We start from the raw sequence: 16,668 nt of genomic DNA, 5'->3' as shown, positions 1-16,668 counted from the left end.
CACCGGGTGGACAGCGCAGAGACCGTCGTCGTCGGTGGGGGGATCGCCGGGTTCGCCTGCGCCCGGGCGATCGGCGCCTTGGGGCTGCCGGTGCGGGTGCTCGACCGGGGCCGCGCCCCCGGCGGCCGGATGGCGAGCCGCACCCTGCACGGCCGCCCGGTCGACCTGGGGGCCAGCTACCTGACCGTCCCCGACGGCTCGCCGTTCGCGCCCGTGGTCGCCGACTGGACCGCTCGCGGGCTGGCCCGGCCGTGGACCGACACCTTCGCGACCGCGGACGCCGACGGGCTCACCGGCACGACGACCGGCCCGCTGCGGTACGGCACCCCCGGCGGGCTGCGCTCGCTGGTGACCGACCTGGCCACCGGCGTCGCGGTGACCACCGGCCGGGACGTCGGGGCGGTGACCGGCGCCCCGGCGGTCGACGGGGAGCCGGCGGCCGCCGTGGTGCTCGCGTTGCCCGACCCGCAGGCCGCCCGGCTGGTCGACGCGCCCACCGCCGGCCGGCTGGGCCTGGACCCGGACGGCTGGGAGCCGGTGCTCGCCGTCGCGCTGGGCTTCGCCGACCGCCGCTGGCCGGCCGACCTGCACGGCGTCTTCGTCAACGACCACCCCGAGCTGGCCTGGCTGGCCGACGACGGCGACCGGCGCGGCGACGGCGCGCCGGTGCTGGTCGCGCACACCACCGGGGCGCTCGCCGCCCGGCACCTGGCCGACCCCGACGCCGCCACCGGCACCGTGGTCGACGCCGTCGTCCGGCTGCTCGGGCTGGACGCCGCGCCTGCGTGGACGCACACCCACCGCTGGACGTACGCCCGGCCGGGCACCCCGCGCGAGCAGCCGTTCGGGCGGGACGGCCGGCTCGGGGTCTGCGGCGACGGCTGGTCGGCGCCGCCCCGGGTGGAGAGCGCCTGGCGGTCCGGCGACGCGCTGGGCCGGGCGCTGGCCGCCGAGCTCGGCTGACCCGAGGAGTCAGCCCCGGATCGTCGGGTAGGGCAACCGCCGGCGCGGCCTGCGCCGGTGACGACGGAAGCGGTGCGCGGTGGGTGGATTGGCGGGGCCTCCGGGCCCGGCGCAGGCAGGAGCCGAGAAGGAGCGGTCGGGCGGCAGCACGCCCCGCGCGCTGGTGCGCGGCATCCTCCTGCCGGCGCTGATCGCGACGCTCAACGGCGTCGCGTTCGTGGCGGTCTACACCGCCGCGTTCCACGACCCGGTCGCCCACGACCTGCCGGTGGCGGTGGTCGGCAGCGACCAGCAGGCCGAGCAGGCGCAGCAGCAGCTCGACCGGTCGGCGTCCGGGCAGTTCGAGGTGCGCCGCTACGCCGCGCCCGGCCCGGCGGGCGAGGCGCTGACCTCGCACGACGTGTACGGCGTGCTGGACCTGACGGCCACCCCGGCCCGGCTGCAGGTGGCCGGCGCGAACGGCCAGCAGGTGACCCAGCTGGTGCAGCAGGCGCTGTCGCCGCTGACCCAGGCCAGCGGGCAGCCGCCGCAGGTGCAGGACGTGCGGCCGCTGGTGGCCGGCGACAGCCGGGGGCTGGCGCTGTTCTACGCGGCCTTCGGCGTCGTGCTGGGCGGCTTCCTCTTCGGCATCTCGTCGTTCTCCTCGGCGCCGAAGCTGCTGCTGCGCTACCGGGTGCTGAGCATCGTGCTGTTCGCGGTGCTGGCCGGCTCGATCATCGGCTGGCTGGCCGACGTCGTGTACGCGGCGCTGCCGGCCGGCTTCCTGCTCGTCTCCTCGATCGTCGCGCTGCTGGCCACCGCGTGCGGCGCGACGGCCGCGGTGCTGTTCCGGCTGGTCGGGTCGGCCGGGCAGATCCTCACCTCGATCGGCCTGGTGATCATCGGCAACGCCACCAGCACCGGCACGCTGCCGGCGCAGTTCCTGCCGCCGTGGATGGAGCCGCTGGCGCACGTGCTGCCCTCGGGGGTCGCCGTCCGGGCGCTGCGCGGCGCCACCTACTTCGACGACGACGGCGTCCGGTACGCCTGGATCGTGCTGGGCCTCTGGACCGTCGTGCCGCTGCTGCTCATCGGCGGCCTCGACGCCCTGCAGCGGCGGCGGCAGCACGCCGGCCGGCACGAGCCGGGCACGGACGACGACCGCCCGGTGCCGGAGCTGGTGGGCGGGCGCGCCGACCCCGCCTGACCGCGACCGGGCAGCGCCGCCTCCTAGGCTGCCCGGCGATGAGCAGCGACGAGGACGGCCCGGCCGCGGTCTGCGTCGACGTGGTCAAGACCTACCGGACGGCGACCGAGTCGGTGACCGCGCTGGACGGCGTGACGCTGGCCGTGCCCCGCGCCCGGGTGACCGTCGTGGTCGGCCCGTCGGGGTCCGGGAAGTCATCGCTGCTGCGGCTGCTGGCGTGCATCGACTCCCCCGACGCCGGCGAGGTGCGCATCGCCGGGCAGCGGGTGGACCGGCTCGGTGCCCGCGGGCGGCGCCGGCTGCGGCAGCGGCAGGTCGCCTACCTGTTCCAGCGGCCCGGGGAGAACCTGCTGCCCTACCTGGACGCCGTCGAGCAGGTGCGGCTGGCCGCGGAGCTGCGCGGCGCCCCGGTGCCCGCCGACGAGGCACGGGACCTGCTGGACCGGCTGGGGCTCGGGCACCGCGCCGACCACTCCCCCGGCCGGCTGTCCGGCGGCGAGCAGCAGCGGCTCGCCGTCGCCTGCGGCGTGGTCGGCGGGCCGGCGCTCGTGGTCGCCGACGAGCCGACCGCGGAGCTCGACACCGCCGCGGCCGAGCGGGTGCTGGCCGCGATGGAGGAGCTCGCCGCGGGCGGCGTCGGGTTCGTCGTCTCCTCGCACGACCCCCGGGTGATGGCGATCGCCGACGGCTTCATCCGGCTCGACCACGGCCGGCTGGTGGCGGCGTGACCGGCGGGTTCGCCGGCACCGGCCTGGTCAAGCGGTTCACCCGGGGCGCGGAGACGGTGACCGCGCTGGCCGGGGTCGACCTGGCGGTCGGCGCCGGTGAGCTCGTCGCGCTGGTCGGCCCGTCCGGATCGGGGAAGAGCACGCTGCTGGCGCTGCTGTGCGGCTGGGAGACCCCCGACGGGGGCACGCTGACCTACCGCGGCGCACTGGCCGACCGCCGTCCGGACACCCTGGGCTGGCCCGAGCTCGCCCTCGTGCCGCAGGCGCTGGGCCTGGTGCCCGACCTGTCGCTGGCCGACAACGTGCTGCTGCCGGCCCGGCTGCGCGGCACCCTCGCCGCCGAGGCCGACCGGGCGCGGGCGCTGCTGGCCGACGTGGGCGTCGACCACCTCGCCGACCGCTACCCGCACCAGGCGAGCCTCGGCGAGCAGCAGCGGGTCGCGGTCGCCCGCGCGCTGCTGCTGCGCCCGGCGGTGCTGCTGGCCGACGAGCCGACCGCCCACCAGGACCGCGGGCACGCCGACGGGCTGCTCGACGCGGTCACCGCGGCCGCCCGGGACGGCGCGGCGGTGCTGCTGGCCACCCACGACGAGGTCGCCTGGGCGCGCGCCGACCGGGTGCTGTCGATGCGCGACGGGCTCCTCACCGAGGGCGCGCCGTGAGCCGGCCGCTGTGGCGGCTGGCCCCGTGGCGGCGGGCCCCGCTGCTGGGCCTGCGGGCACCGGCCGCCGTCCTGGCCGTGCTGGTGACCAGCGCTGTCCTCGCCTGCGCGGTCGCCTCGGCCCCGCTGTTCCTGTCCTCGGCCCGGTCGGCGGCGCTGCAGGCCCAGCTGTCGTCCCAGTGCGCCGAGGCCGGCTGGGTGCAGACCGGCGGCTGGGTGTCCGCCCCGGACGCCGACCGGGCGGTCCAGCAGGCCTGGCAGGACGAGGGCCGGGCCAGCGACCTGGTGCTGTCCACGACCGTGCTGACCGGCACCGAGAAGGGACCGGAGGGAGGCCTCGGCGTGGTGTCGGCGGCCGGGGCGGAGGCGGCCGAACGGCTGTCGCTGACCTACCGGCCCGACGCGCTCGCGCACGTGCGGGTGGTCGACCAGCGGCCCGGCGACGGCATCTGGGTGCCCGACGCGTTCGCGCGCGGCGCGGGCATCGCCCTGGGCGACCGGATCACCGTGGGCGGCGTCCCGGTCGACGTCGTCGGGGTCTACCGCGACCTCTGGTCGACCGACCCCGGCGCCTACTGGTGCGACTACCGGCTGCTGTACGCCAACGACGTCAGCGCCAACCGCGCCCCGCCCGCCTGGGGTCTGGTCACCGACCCGGCCACGTTCCACCGGCTGGCCGCGGGCGGGGACTACAGCGCCGTCGCGCAGGTCGAGGTGCCGGCGGACACCCTCACCGCAGCCCGCGCACGCGACCTGGTGGCCGCGCAGGACCGGGCCCAGGCTCGGGCCGAGACGCTCGTGGGCGGCACCAGGTACGCGCAGACCAACCCCCGGTTGGCCGACGCCGTCGACCGGGCGCAGCTGGTCCGCAACGGGCTGCGCGGACCGGTCGTGCCGGTCGCGGTCGCCGGTGGGCTGCTCGCCCTCGTGCTGGTGGCCTCGGCGGGCAGCTTCTGGGCCGACCGGCGGGCCACCGAGGTGCGCCTGCTCGCCGCCCGGGGCGTCGGGCCCGGCCCGCTGGCCGGCAAGGCGGCGCTGGAGCTCGGGCTGCCCGCGCTGGCCGGCGCGGCGCTGGGCTGGGCCGCCTCCCGGCTGCTCATCGGCGTGCTCGGCCCGGCCGACGACCTCGACCCGTCGGCGACCACCGCGGCGGTCTGGAGCGCGGGGGCCGCGTTCGTCGTCGGGCTCGCCGCGGCGGCCGCGGTGGCCGGCCTGCGCGCCCGCGGCACCGCCGAGAAGCCGGTCGGCGCGGCGGGCCGGTGGCCGGGGAAGGTGCCGTGGGAGCTCGCCCTGCTGGTGGCGGCGGTGTGGTGCTGGGCGCTGCTGCAGAGCCGGGACGCGGTGGTCAGCGTCGGCAACGTCGCCCAGGTCAACGGGCTGCTGGTGGCGTTCCCGCTGCTCGCCGTCGCGGGCGCCGCGGTGCTGCTGGCCCGGCTGCTCACCGCGCTGCTCCCCCGGCTGCGCCGGTGGGCGGGCCGCCGCTCCCCCGCGGTGTTCCTCGCGGTCAACCGGCTCGCGGCCGCCCGGCTCGCGGCGGCGACGCTGCTGGTCGCGGTGACCCTGCCGGTCGCCGTCCTCGGCTACACCGCCACCCTGACCGCCAGCTCGCAGCGCACCCTCGACGCCAAGGTCGGCGTGCAGGTCGGGGCCGCCCGCGCGGTCACCTCGGTCACCCGGTTCGAGCCGCCCGCCGCGATCGACCGGGTCGGCACGCTCGTCGTCCGCTACAACGGCAGCGTCACCGTCCCGGCCGACGGGTCGCCCACCGAGCAGGACGCCCAGGTGCTGGCGGTCGACCCCGCCTCGTTCGCCCGCACCGCGTTCTGGGACGACTCGTTCGCCGACCGCTCCCTCGCCGACCTGGCCGCCGCCCTCGAGGGGCCGGCGGTCGACGGCCGCATCCCGGTGGTCGCCACCCGGCTGCCGCCCGGCGACCCCGACCTGCACGTCGGCCGGCTCGCCGTCGACGCCCAGGTGGTGGCCACCGCCCGGGTGCTGCCCGGCCAGCGGCTGGACCAGCCGCTGGTGCTGGTGGCCGCCGACCGGCTGCCCGAGGTGCCGCGCACCGCGATCGCCGGCCGGGTCGCGGAGGTGTGGACCGACGGGCCGCTGGGACCCGCGGTCGACGCGGTCACCGCGGCCGGGGGCCGGGTCACCCAGGTGCTGGACCCGGCGCTGGTGCAGTCGACCGCCAACTTCCTCGGGATCACCTGGACCTTCGGCTACCTGTCGGCGCTGGCGGTGTTCGTCGGGGTGATCGCGGTCGGCGGGCTGCTGCTGTACCTGGAGGCGCGCTCCCGCACCCGGGTGTCCGGCTACGTGATGGCCCGCCGGCTGGGCCTCTCCCGCGCCGCGCACCTGCGCTCGCTGGTCGTGGAGCTCGCCGGGGTGGCCACCGCCGGGCTGCTGGTCGGTGCGGTGCTGGCCGCGGGTGCGGTTGCCCTGGTCTACCGGCGGCTGGACGTCGACCTGCTCCGGCCGCCGACCGAGCTGCTCGCCGTCCCGGAGCGGGCGGTGCTGCTGACCGTCGCGGTCACGCTGCTGGTCGCCGGGCTCGCCGCGCTGTACGCCCAGCGGGCCGCCGACCGGGCCGACCCCGCCACCGTCTTGCGCGAGGACGCCTGACGTCGACACTTCCGGTGTGCCCCTGTTCCGCGACCGCGCCGACGCCGGACGGCGGCTGGTCGAGCCGGTCGCCGCGCTCGTGCCGGCCGACCGCCCGCTGACGGTGGTCGGGCTGCCGCGCGGCGGGCTGGCCGTGGGCGCGGCGTTGGTCGCCGGGCTCCGGGCACTGGGCCGGACGGCGCGGCTGGAGGCCGTCGCGGTGGCCAAGGTGCTGGCCCCCGGGGACCCCGAGCTGGCGCTGGGTGCGGTCACCGCGCACGCGACGGTGCGCGGCGAGCGGGCCTGCCGGCTCAGCGGCGTGGACGACGAGCGGTTCCGCGCGCTGGCCGCGGCGGCCCGGGAGCGGCTGGCCGACCGGCTGACCGCGCTGCCGCCGCCCGCCGCACCGGACGGCGACGTGCTGCTGGTCGACGACGGGCTGGCCACCGGGGCGACCGCCGAGGCCGCGGTGGCGGAGCTGCGGGCCACCGGCGCCGGGTGGCTGGGCCTCGCCGTCCCGGTGGCCGATGCCTCGGCGTGGAGCCGGGTGCGGCCGGCCGTCGACGGCGGCGTGGCGCTGGTGCAGCGCGCGCCGCTGCGGGCGGTGAGCGTCGACTACGCCGACTTCCGCCAGCTCACCGACGCCGAGACGCGCGCCGCGCTGGCCGCCGCCGGCTAGCCGCGCGGGGCGCGGGCGAGCTGGCGGCTCTGCGCGACCAGCCGGCCGGTGGAGTCCCAGATCCGGTAGTCCTCGTCGATCCAGCCGCCGGCGATCTCCCCGGACCGCGCCTCGACCAGGCACCAGCCGGGCGCCGGCAGCGCGCGCACCAGCACCTGCAGCTGGACGGTCGGCGCCCAGCCGAACCGGCCGATGGCCCAGCTCGTGGGCGGCAGCGCGTCGGCGAAGGTGACCAGCGCCAGCGGGTCGGGCTCGCGGTCGTCGGCGAACCGCAACCAGGCGCGCATCACCGGCTCCTGGCCCGGCTGCCCGAGCGCCCAGCCGGCGGTCTGCGGGTCCAGCCGGGTCTCCACCCGGCGGGACAGCCCGGGCACGCCGATCGAGGGCGGCGCCAGGTGGGCGTGCTCGGCGATCGAGATGCAGTGCTCCACCGGCGTGGCCGCCGGCGCCGGGACGGCGACCTCCGGGCTGCTCTCCTCCAGCGTCGCCGTGGTCGCCTGGACCGTGACGGCCGGGCCGTCCGCGTCGGCGAGCACGACGGCCGAGTGCGCCAGCGTCCGGCCGGCCGGCCCCGCGGTGACGGTCAGCGTGGCCGGGCCCGCCGACGGCGCCCGCAGGTAGCCGGCCGACAGCGCCACCGGGTGCGGGTGCGGCGACTCCAGCACCGCGGCCCGCGCGGCCACCGACAGCAGGTAGCCGCCGTTGAGGATGCCGCCGCCGACGTCCCAGCCCGGGTCCAGCCGGGCGGTCAGCACACCACCCTCGCCCCGCTGCACGGCGGTCGCGGTGTCGAAGGCGGTCGGCTGTAGGACGTCGTGCTGCACGACCGACAGCCTGCCACCCCCGCTCAGGGCAGCGGCCAGCCGGTGACCCGTTCGTAGCGCGGGCCGGGCCCCAGGTGGCTGCGCCACAGCACCACCTCCGCGGCCGGCCAGCGCGGCCCGCGGTACCCGGCCAGCCGGTCGGGCAGGTCGCCGTCGGCCGGCTGCCCTGCCCGCCAGCGGCCGAGCGTGAGGTGCGCCCGGAACGGCCGGTCCTCGACCGGGAGGCCGGTGGCCCGCGCGGCTCCGGCCAGCCGCCCGGCCAGGGCGGTCAGCTCGGGCAGGTCGCCGTCCAGGCCCGCCCAGCAGACCGCCGGACGCCGCCGTGAGCCGAACCGCCCGGCCCCGGCGAGCTGCAGGGTCAGCGGTGGGGTGGCCGCGACCGCGGGGGCGACCCGCGCGGTGAGCGGCGCGAGCCGGTCGGCGGGCACCGTGCCGAGGAACAGCAGCGTGAGGTGCCAGCGGTCCGGCGCTGTCCACCGGGGTGCGCCGGGGTCCTCGCGCAGCGGCGCCAGCGCGGCCGCGAGGTCGGCGACGGCCGCCGGTGGTGGGTCGACGGCCAGGAACAGCCGCCCGGCCGACTCCGGCGCAGCGGTCAGCCGGACACCACCAGGCCGGCCGCCTCGAGCGCGCCGACGAGCCGCAGCCGCTCCAGCTCCCGGGCCTCGGACGGCACGCCGGCCAGCGCGTGCGGCACCTCGAGCAGGTCGGCGGCCTCGATCAGCACGTCGTCGTAGGCGGCGAGCAGGCCGCGGCGGCGGGCCACCGGGGCGCCCGCGGGCACCGCGGCGACCGCGCGGGACAGCCGGCGGACGTCGGCGGCGACGGCCTGCAGCGGCCGGCGCACCGGAGGCGCCGGCGGCGGGGCGGTGCCGGCCGCACGGCGGCGGGCCCGTCGTTCGAGCGCGGCCTGACCGGTGAACCAGCGCAGGGCGACGACCAGGCCGCCCAGGCCGAGGAGGAGGACGCCCGTGGCCGCGCCCAGACGCAGCAGCGACGCCCCGACGTCCGTGGGAACCGGGCCTCCAGGCACGTCCCCGACGGTACGCCGGATCAGCGGACCCGGTCGCCCGCGACCTGCTCCCCGGGCACCTCGCCGTCCGCCTCCTCCTGGAGGTTCCCGCGCAGCGCGGCGACGTTCGGCTGGGTGGTGGCGACGTGCAGCTGCAGGCGCGGCGGGGCGACGTGCAGCTCGAGCCGGACCCGGTGCCCGCGCAGCAGCAGCCCGCCGGCCGCGAGCGACACGACGAGGCAGACCAGGCCGCCGCCGATGAGCCCCCACGGTGGGCCGAACCGCTCGGACAGCCAGCCGATCGCCGGGGCGCCCAGCGGCGTGCCGCCCATGAACGCCATGAAGTACAGCGCCAGGATGCGGCCGCGCATCTCCGGCTCGACGCCGAGCTGGACGAAGCTGTTGCAGGCCACCGCGAAGACCAGGGCGGCCGCGCCGGTCGGCACGCAGACGGCGGCGAAGGCGTAGTAGTCGGTCATCAGCCCGCTGACGATCAGCAGCACGGAGAACACGACGGCGGAGACGACCAGGAACCGCTGCAGCGGGCGGCGGCTGCGCCGGGTCGACAGCAGCGCGCCGGTGAGCGAGCCGACCGCGTAGCAGGTCGACAGCAGCCCGAAGGCGCCCGCGCCGAGGCCGAACACGCCCTTGGCCATGAGCGCGATGGTGATCTGCGAGTTGAACCCGAAGGTGCCCAGGGTGAAGGCCAGCCCCATGGCCAGCAGCAGGTCGGGGTGCCGCCGGGTGTACGACAGCGCCGCGCCGAGCTGGCCGCGGGCCCGGGCCACCGGCGGGCTGGGGTGGAGCTCGGAGCGGCGCATGGCCAGCAGCGCCGCGATCGTGCAGGCGAAGCTGCCGGCGTTGACCAGGAACGCCAGCGACGTGTTGCCCCCCGCGACCGCGATCAGCGCACCGGCGACGGCCGGGCCGATCAGCCGGGCGGCGTTGAAGGCCGTCGAGTTGAGGCTGACCGCGTTCGCCAGCCAGCGCGGCCCGACCATCTCCGACACGAACGCCTGCCGCGCAGGGGTGTCCAGCGAGCCGACGACGCCGAGCAGCAGCGCGAGCAGGTAGACGTGCCACAGGGCGATCGAGTCGGTGGCCACCAGCAGGCCGAGGCCCAGGGCCAGCACGCCCATGACCGCCTGGGTGATGATCAGCAGCTTGCGCTTGTCGTAGCGGTCGGCGAGCAGCCCGCCGTAGAAGCTGAAGACCAGCGTCGGGCCGAACTGCAGGGCGGTGGTGATGCCCAGGGCCACGCCGCTGTCGCCGGACAGCTGGAGCACCAGCCAGTCCTGGCCGATCCGCTGCATCCAGGTGCCGACCTGGCTGACCAGGTTCGCCGACACGAACAGCCGGAAGTTGTGCACGGTCAGCGCCCCGAACATGCGGGACGCGGTGCTGGTGCGGGTCTCGGTCGTCGCCGTCACCCGCTGGCGAGCTTGTCCATGATCGCCGCGGCCTCGCGCAGGGTGGTGCGCTCCTCGGCGGTCAGCTGCTGCAGCTGCCCGGACAGCCACGCCTCGCGGGCGCGGACCTCCTCGGTGAGCAGCTCCTCGGCCGCCGGGGTGAGGTCGATGACGACCTGCCGCCCGTCGGTGGGGTGCGGCGTCCGGGTGACCAGGCCCTTGCTCTCCAGCGCGACGACCACCCGGGTCATCGACGGCGGCTGCACCCGCTCGTGCGCGGCCAGCTCGCCGGGGCTCATCGCGCCGTGCCGCTTGAGCGTGGACAGCGCCGCCAGGTGGGTGAGCGTCACCGAGGTGTCGACCCGCTGGTTGCGCAGCCGCCGGGAGAACCGCATCACGGCCAGGCGCAGGTCATGGGCCAGCGCCGCGGTGTCCAGCGTCGTCCGAGCCACGCCCCGAGGATAGCCGATCCGAAGCCTGCCTAACGACTTCGGCCCGTCCGGCCACCCCGGGGGTGGTGCCGGCCTAGAGGAGCTGCTGGATGGGGTCGAGCGCGAAGTAGACGACGAACAGCACCGCGACGACCCACATCAGCGGGTGCACCTCGCGCCGCCGGCCGGTGGCCGCGTGCAGCAGCACCCAGCTGACCACGCCGGCGCCGATGCCGTTGGTGATCGAGTAGGTGAACGGCATCAGCGCGATGGTGAGGAACGCGGGGATGACCAGCGTCAGGTCGCTCCAGTCCAGCTCGCGCACCTGGCCGATCATCATGGCGCCGACCAGCACGAGCACCGGGGCGGCGGCCTCCGAGGGCACGACCTGCACCAGCGGCGTGAAGAACATCGCGACCAGGAACAGCGCGCCGGTGACGACGCTGGCCAGGCCGGTGCGGGCGCCGTCGGCGACCCCCGAGGCGCTCTCGATGAAGGTCGTGTTCGACGAGACGCTCGAGGCGCCACCGGCCGCCGCGGCGACCGAGTCGACCAGCAGCACCGGCTGCGAGCGGGGCAGGTTGCGGTCCTCGTCGAGCAGGTCGGCCTCGGCGCCGACGGCGGTGATCGTGCCGACGGTGTCGAAGAAGTCGGCGATCATGATCGAGAAGACGATCAGGACCGCGGCCAGGACGCCGATCCGGGAGAACCCGCCGAACAGCGAGAAGTGGCCGATCAGCCCCAGGTCGGGGGCCTCGAAGACCTTGCCCGGCCAGGTGGGCACGGTGAGCGCCCAGCCGTGCGAGTTGTCGGCGCTGCGCGGGCCGACGTCGGCGATCGCCTCCACGATGATCGCGAAGACGGTGGTGGCGACGATGCCGATGAGCAGCGCCCCGCGCACCCGGCGCACCAGCAGCACCGCGGTCAGCAGCAGGCCGACGACGAAGGTGAGCAGCGGCCAGCCGGCCAGCGCGCCGTTGACGCCGAAGCTGATCAGCGAGCCCTGACCGGGCCGGATGACGCCGGCGTCGGCGAGGCCGACGATGGTGAGGAAGAAGCCGATGCCGGCCGCGATCGAGGCCTTGAGCTGGGTGGGGATGGCGTTGAACACCGCGCGCCGGAAGCCGGTGAGCACCAGCACGGTGATCAGCAGGCCCTCGAGCACGATGAGGCCCATGACCTCCGCCCAGCTGAGCTGGGTGGCGGCGTAGACGCCGGCGATCGCGTTGATGCCCAGGCCCGCGGCCAGCGCCAGCGGGTAGCGGCCGACGATGCCCATGACGATGGTCAGCACGCCGGCGACGGCGGCGGTCACCGCGGCGACCGAGGCCCCCGGGAGCGTGCGGCCGTTGATGTCCGCGCCGGAGAGGATGATCGGGTTCAGCACCACGATGTAGGCCATCGTGAAGAACGTGGTGAACCCGCCGCGGACCTCGCGGCCCACGGTCGAGCGGCGCTCGCTGATGCTGAAGTACCGGTCCAGCCCGTTGCGCGGGCGGACCTTGGGTCCCGGGCTGCGCCGGGCCTGGTCCGTGGCGGCGGAACTGCCGGCGGGGCGGGGGGTCTCGGACACGGCGGTACTCCAGGCGACGACGGAAATCCCGCCCCTCGTCGGGCGGCGGCAGGCGGGCAACAGCGTGACACACCGGCTCCGACCTGCGGTCACGCTGGTGTGAACGCGCCGGGACGACGGCCTAGGGTGCTCCCGTGCCGACGCCCACCCGCCCCTCCCCGCCGCCGCTGCAGGTCGACACCGCGAAGGTGGTGCTCGTCTGCACCGGGCTGTGGGTGGTCGCGCTGGTCGTGCTGCTGCTGCTGGGCGACCGGGTCGACCGGGTGTGGACCTGGACCTGCGTCTGCGGCATCGGCCTGGCCGGGATCGGCCTCGCGATCATGGCCGCCCAGGGCCAGCTCCGCCGCCGGGGCTGACCACCCACCCCGCGAGCGCCGGCAACGGCTCAGCGCAGGTCGGGGACGGCAGCTGGCCGCGGTGCGGTCCGGTAGGACCGCGGTGTCACAGCCCTCAGATCACGTCGAAGTCGGCGGTGTCGTAGCGGGCCGAGGTGGTGACCTCGACCGGCTCCTTGTGCTCGAGCGTCGCCTGGCTGTGCGCGCCGCAGCCGTAGTCGGCGGTCACGACCCGGCCGTCCGCGGGGGCGTAGGCGTTCGCGCAGGCGCCGAACGACAGCCGCAGCGAGCCGGCCAGCGGCAGCCAGAACCCGCAGGTCGAGCACGGCCCGGGCGCGTGGCGCGCCATCGACGACGCCGGCCCGTACTCGCCGTCCCGCCACCGGACGCCGGCCTCGGCGCGACCCTCCGGCGAGAGCACCCGCTCCCGGCCGATGCCGAGCTCCTCGGCGACCACCCGGCCGGCCGGGTCGTCGGCGGAGTCGTCGTCGGCGAGGTAGGCGGGCACCAGGCGGGGGTCGTCCTCGGTGGCCGGCAGCACGTCGCCCACCGACAGGTCGCCGGGGCGCAGCCGCTCGTGCCACGGCACCCAGGCCGGGGCCAGCAGCGCCGCGTCGCCGGGCAGCAGGACGACCTCGTCGACGGTGACCTGCTCCTCCCCCGGCACCCGGGCCACGGTGACCGCCCAGTGCCAGCCCACGTAGCCGGGCAGCGCGGCGGCGAAGGAGTGGGTGACGACCGCGCCGAACGCGGCCGGGTCACCGGCGGGCTCGGCGACGGCACCGAGGTGCTCCCCGACGGCCGAGGCGCTGCCGGCGACCTCCACGGCGGCGGCCGAGGCCTGCTCGACGGCCGCGGCGAGCACCGGGTCGGGCTGTGATCCGTGGGCGGCGGGGTACGCGGGGTCCGACACGTCCCCCATTGTCGCGGATGGCCCCCGGTGCGCGCCCGCCCCGTCCGCTCGTCGGCGCGGCCGCTCCCCCGGCGACCTGCGGCACGATGGACGGCGTGTCCTCCCCCAGCAGCCCGGGCCGGCCCCGGCGACCGTGGTCGCGGGGCTCGACGTCGGCCGCCCGCACGGGGCCGGACACCGCACCGGCGCACGGGACGCGCCAGCAGACCCGCCCGATGCCGGTCGCCGACGACCAGGCGCCGGGTGCCCCGCGGAAGATCACCGTCACCCGGGTGGCCGCCGTCCGCAGCCGGGAGCTGACCGGCGCCGCCGTCCGCCGGGTGCGCGCGGCCGGCCGGGCCGACGGCGCCGGGGAGACCGGGCTCTCGCAGCTGCTGTGGGTGAACGCGCTGCAGACCGCGGGCGACGCCCTCATCGCCGTCTCGCTGGCCGGCACGCTGTTCTTCGCTGCGGCGTCCGACGCCCAGCGCGGCAACGTGGCGCTCTACCTGCTGGTCACGATGGCGCCGTTCGCCGTGCTCGCGCCGGTGATCGGCCCGCTGCTCGACCGGCTGCAGCGCGGCCGCCGGCTGGCCCTGGCGGCGACCTTCGCCGCGCGCACCGTGCTGGCGCTGGTGATGGCCACGCACTTCGACGACTTCTGGCTGTACCCGGCGGCCCTCGGCGTGCTCGTGTGCAGCAAGGCGTTCAACGTGCTGCGCGCGGCGGTGGTCCCCCGCGTGCTGCCGGCCGCGCTCACCCTGACCTCGGCGAACGCCCGGCTGTCGGTGTTCGGCCTGGTCACCGGCGGGGTGCTGGGCGCGGTCGGCGCGGGCGTCGCGAAGGTGTTCGGCTTCGGCCCGGAGCTGTGGGTCACCGCGGTGGTGTTCGGCGCGGGCGCCGTCCTGTCGCTGCGGCTGCCCCGGCACGTCGACGTCCCGGCCGGCGAGGAGCAGGCCGACGTGCTGCGCACCGCGCCGGTCCACCTGGACGGCGGCCGGACCCGTCGGCCGACCACGGCGCACGTGGCGACCGCGCTGCGGGCCACCGCGGCGCTGCGCGGGCTGAGCGGCTTCCTCACGATCTTCTCGGCGTTCCTCGTGCAGGCGAGCGTCGAGGACGGCTGGCACGCCACCCTCGCGCTGGGCGCCATCGCGGCCGCGGCGGGGATCGGCAGCTTCGCCGGGACGGCGGCCGGCTCGCGGCTGCAGTCGAGCCCCGACCGGGTGGTGCTGGTGGCGGCGGGGGTCGCCGCGGCGGTCACCGTGGTCGCCGCCGTCCTCTACAGCTTCCCGATGGCCGCCCTGGTGGCGTTCGTCGCCGCGGTGACCAACGCGCTGGGCAAGGTGTCGCTGGACGCGATCATCCAGCGCGAGGTGCCCGACGCGCAGCGGGCGTCGGCGTTCGCCCGGTCGGAGACCTGGTTGCAGCTGGCCTGGGTGGTGGGTGGTGCACTGGGGATCGCGCTGCCCAGCACCGGCTGGCTCGGGTTCACCGTCGCCGCCGCGCTGCTGGTACTCACCGTCGGGCTCACCGTGTGGAGCCTGCGCACCCATCGTGCGCCCGCGCCGCCCGACCGATCAGAGGAGTGGACGTGAACACCGCCGTGCGTGCGGGGACCGGGGTGCTGCTGCTGGCGGGCCTGACGACGCTGGCCGGCTGCGGCGACGGCGGTGGCTCCGGCGAGTCCCGGGCGCCGCTGGTGGGCGTCGCGGTGGCCGGCCAGGAGATCAGCATCGAGCCGACCCAGTACTGCCTCAACGGCGACGGACGGCGCTACTCCGTCTCCCCGCCGGTGCTCGAGGTGACCCCCGACCAGGACGTCCGGCTGCGGGTCCCCGACGCGGTCGCCGACCGGGGCTGGGCCGTGCAGGTCTGGGACGAGGGGCTGGAGCAGAAGCTCGGCGACGTCGAGGTGGACCGCGGCACGCAGGTCTACGACGAGATCACCACGTCCGACGTCGTCCCGGCGACGTTCTACCTGGTGGTGGTCGAGGACACCGACAAGGAGCGGTGCAGCGGCCTGTCGGGCGCGTGGCCGGTCGGGTTCATCCGGACGGCGGGCGGGGCGGCCGCCTCGACGTCCGCACCCGCCTCGTCTTCCGCGCCGGCGACGCCCTGACCGGTCAGGCGTCGAGGTCGTCGGCGACCGCGCGCAGCACGGCGGCGACCCGCTTGTCCGGGTACCTCCCCCGGCGCAGGCCGGCGGAGGCGGAGTCGAGCAGCTTGATGAGGTCCTCGATGAGCGGGACCAGGTCGTCGGGCTTCTTGCGGGTGCCGGCGACCACCGACGGCAGCGGGTCGAGCACCTGCACCTGCAGCGCCTGGTCGCCGCGGCGACCGGCGACGATGCCGAACTCCACGCGCTGGCCGGGCTTGAGCGCCGTGGTGCCGGCGGGCAACGCGTCCTTGTGCACGTAGACGTCCGGACCGCCCTCGCGCGCGAGGAAGCCGAAGCCCTTCTCCGCGTTGAACCACTTCACCTTGCCGCTGGGCACGTTCGATCCCTCAGTCGTGTCGGAGCCGACCCGGCCGGGTCGGCCGGAGCCCTCCAGGTTAGCCGTCCGGGCGCCCCGCGGGTCCCGGTTTCCCGGGCCTCCCTACGCTGGCTCCGTGCCCGCCCCGGCCGGTGACCCGGCAGCTCCGCCGCACCCGGACTACCGGTTCAGCCTGGCCAACGAGCGCACCCTGCTGGCCTGGCTGCGCACCGCGCTGGCTCTGGTCGCCGGCGGGGTGGCGATGGCCCAGTTCGCGCCGGACCTCGGGGTCGAGGGCGGCGGGCCGGTCGTGGCCGTCGGGCTGGTGCTCGCCGGGCTGGCGACGGCGGCCGCCGGGCACCGCCGGTACGTGCGCAACGAGCGGGCCATCGCCGCCGGGCAGCCGCTGCCGGCCAGTCCCGCGGCCGGGTGGCTGACCGGGCTGCTCGTCGTCCTGGTGCTGGTGGTGCTGGCGCTGGTGCTCACCCAGGTCGTGCGCGGGTGAGCGCGCCGGTGGAGACGCAGGCGGCGCGCACGGTGCTCGCCTGGCAGCGCACCGGGCTGGGCGTGCTCGGGGTGGCCGCGCTGCTGCTGCGGGCCGCCGTCGAGCACGGCGACCTGCCGGTGGCGGCGATCGGGTCGGGGGTGGCGCTGGCGGGGCTGGTCGTGCTCGGGGTGCTCACCCGCCGCCGGGCGGTCGCCGCCCAGCGGGCCGCGGACGCCGAGGGCGACGCGCGGGCGCCGCGGGCCGCGGCGGTCGCGACCGGCCTGGTGCTGCTCACCGGGGTCGGCGCGCTGACCGCCGACCTGCTGCTGCGCCGCTGAGCGGAGTGGATCCGTCGGCGGGCACGCGGCGGGTCCACACCGCCCCCGGTGAGCGGCCCACGCCCGCCCAGT

Annotated in this window: 18 protein-coding genes and 1 pseudogene; 11 read left to right on the top strand and 8 right to left on the bottom strand. The window is 77.1% G+C overall.

Translation table 11 applies throughout. The annotated features are described in order from the left end of the window. Window positions 1–6: 6 nt before the first annotated feature. From AB0J00_RS19915 to AB0J00_RS19890, 6 genes are all read left to right on the top strand, one after another. The gene (locus AB0J00_RS19915; protein WP_357748236.1) at window positions 7–963 is read left to right on the top strand and encodes an NAD(P)-binding protein; all 957 of its coding nucleotides are present in this window, start codon (window positions 7–9) and stop codon (window positions 961–963) included. Between the two features lie 88 nt (window positions 964–1,051). After that, window positions 1,052–2,149, top strand: a complete 1,098-nt coding sequence (locus AB0J00_RS19910) for an ABC transporter permease (RefSeq protein WP_357748234.1) — start codon at window positions 1,052–1,054, stop codon at window positions 2,147–2,149. 38 nt (window positions 2,150–2,187) lie between these two features. Then, entirely contained in the window at window positions 2,188–2,877 is a 690-nt protein-coding gene (locus AB0J00_RS19905; protein WP_357748231.1) for an ATP-binding cassette domain-containing protein, read from the top strand. Further along, window positions 2,874–3,539 (top strand): ABC transporter ATP-binding protein, encoded by a 666-nt coding sequence (locus tag AB0J00_RS19900; protein WP_357748228.1) that lies wholly within the window; start codon window positions 2,874–2,876, stop codon window positions 3,537–3,539. Before AB0J00_RS19905 ends, AB0J00_RS19900 begins: the two co-directional genes overlap by 4 nt. Beyond that, entirely contained in the window at window positions 3,536–6,163 is a 2,628-nt protein-coding gene (locus AB0J00_RS19895) for a hypothetical protein (protein WP_357748225.1), read from the top strand. Before AB0J00_RS19900 ends, AB0J00_RS19895 begins: the two co-directional genes overlap by 4 nt. A 16-nt stretch (window positions 6,164–6,179) precedes the next feature. Next, entirely contained in the window at window positions 6,180–6,821 is a 642-nt protein-coding gene (locus AB0J00_RS19890; RefSeq protein ID WP_357748223.1) for a phosphoribosyltransferase family protein, read from the top strand. Here the strand turns inward: AB0J00_RS19890 and AB0J00_RS19885 are convergent. The 6 genes from AB0J00_RS19885 to AB0J00_RS19860 all read right to left on the bottom strand — a co-directional run bounded on the left by AB0J00_RS19885 (window position 6,818) and on the right by AB0J00_RS19860 (window position 12,067). Further along, entirely contained in the window at window positions 6,818–7,645 is an 828-nt protein-coding gene (locus AB0J00_RS19885; RefSeq protein WP_357748221.1) for a thioesterase family protein, read from the bottom strand. The genes AB0J00_RS19890 and AB0J00_RS19885 overlap by 4 nt on opposite strands. 23 nt (window positions 7,646–7,668) lie before the next feature. Then, entirely contained in the window at window positions 7,669–8,205 is a 537-nt protein-coding gene (gene thpR / locus AB0J00_RS19880; RefSeq protein WP_357748358.1) for an RNA 2',3'-cyclic phosphodiesterase, read from the bottom strand. Window positions 8,206–8,237: 32 nt separating this feature from the next. After that, on the bottom strand, window positions 8,238–8,675 hold the full coding sequence (locus tag AB0J00_RS19875) for a hypothetical protein (RefSeq protein ID WP_357748219.1): 438 nt from the start codon (window positions 8,673–8,675) through the stop codon (window positions 8,238–8,240). Between the two features lie 20 nt (window positions 8,676–8,695). Continuing rightward, the gene (locus AB0J00_RS19870; RefSeq protein WP_357748217.1) at window positions 8,696–10,084 is read right to left on the bottom strand and encodes an MFS transporter; all 1,389 of its coding nucleotides are present in this window, start codon (window positions 10,082–10,084) and stop codon (window positions 8,696–8,698) included. Next, the gene (locus tag AB0J00_RS19865) at window positions 10,081–10,515 is read right to left on the bottom strand and encodes a MarR family transcriptional regulator (protein WP_357748214.1); all 435 of its coding nucleotides are present in this window, start codon (window positions 10,513–10,515) and stop codon (window positions 10,081–10,083) included. The genes AB0J00_RS19870 and AB0J00_RS19865 overlap by 4 nt, the downstream gene beginning before the upstream one ends. 73 nt (window positions 10,516–10,588) lie before the next feature. After that, window positions 10,589–12,067 (bottom strand): NCS2 family permease, encoded by a 1,479-nt coding sequence (locus AB0J00_RS19860; RefSeq protein WP_357748211.1) that lies wholly within the window; start codon window positions 12,065–12,067, stop codon window positions 10,589–10,591. A gap of 134 nt (window positions 12,068–12,201) precedes the next feature. Here AB0J00_RS19860 and AB0J00_RS19855 point away from each other — a divergent pair, with 134 nt between their 5' ends. Next, window positions 12,202–12,423: a DUF2530 domain-containing protein gene (locus tag AB0J00_RS19855; RefSeq protein WP_357748209.1), complete on the top strand. Its 222-nt coding sequence runs from the start codon at window positions 12,202–12,204 to the stop codon at window positions 12,421–12,423. A 94-nt stretch (window positions 12,424–12,517) separates the two neighbouring features. Here AB0J00_RS19855 and AB0J00_RS19850 read toward each other — a convergent pair whose 3' ends face one another. Further along, a complete protein-coding gene (locus AB0J00_RS19850) occupies window positions 12,518–13,324 on the bottom strand; it encodes a DUF3027 domain-containing protein (RefSeq protein WP_357748207.1) in 807 nt (268 codons plus the stop codon). Window positions 13,325–13,410: 86 nt separating this feature from the next. Here AB0J00_RS19850 and AB0J00_RS19845 point away from each other — a divergent pair, with 86 nt between their 5' ends. After that, complete coding sequence (locus tag AB0J00_RS19845) at window positions 13,411–14,892, top strand: MFS transporter (protein ID WP_357748204.1); 1,482 nt, start codon at window positions 13,411–13,413, stop codon at window positions 14,890–14,892. Beyond that, a complete protein-coding gene (locus AB0J00_RS19840; protein ID WP_357748201.1) occupies window positions 14,889–15,416 on the top strand; it encodes a DUF2771 family protein in 528 nt (175 codons plus the stop codon). The genes AB0J00_RS19845 and AB0J00_RS19840 overlap by 4 nt, the downstream gene beginning before the upstream one ends. A gap of 184 nt (window positions 15,417–15,600) precedes the next feature. On the opposite strand, the pseudogene AB0J00_RS19835 reads toward AB0J00_RS19840, so the two are convergent. Beyond that, window positions 15,601–15,792: pseudogene (locus tag AB0J00_RS19835) on the bottom strand (cold-shock protein); the annotation flags it as partial. A 115-nt stretch (window positions 15,793–15,907) separates the two neighbouring features. Between AB0J00_RS19835 and AB0J00_RS19830 the strand changes: the two are divergent. Beyond that, on the top strand, window positions 15,908–16,276 hold the full coding sequence (locus tag AB0J00_RS19830; RefSeq protein ID WP_357748199.1) for a DUF202 domain-containing protein: 369 nt from the start codon (window positions 15,908–15,910) through the stop codon (window positions 16,274–16,276). Further along, window positions 16,273–16,596 carry a DUF202 domain-containing protein gene (locus AB0J00_RS19825; RefSeq protein WP_357748196.1) on the top strand — a complete coding sequence of 108 codons (324 nt, stop codon included), beginning with the start codon at window positions 16,273–16,275 and terminating at the stop codon, window positions 16,594–16,596. Before AB0J00_RS19830 ends, AB0J00_RS19825 begins: the two co-directional genes overlap by 4 nt. Window positions 16,597–16,668 lie beyond the last annotated feature (72 nt).

This window comes from Modestobacter sp. NPDC049651 (assembly GCF_040659695.1).
Classification (GTDB): Bacteria; Actinomycetota; Actinomycetes; order Mycobacteriales; family Geodermatophilaceae; genus Modestobacter.
This window is presented reverse-complemented; position numbering and strand designations above follow the sequence as displayed.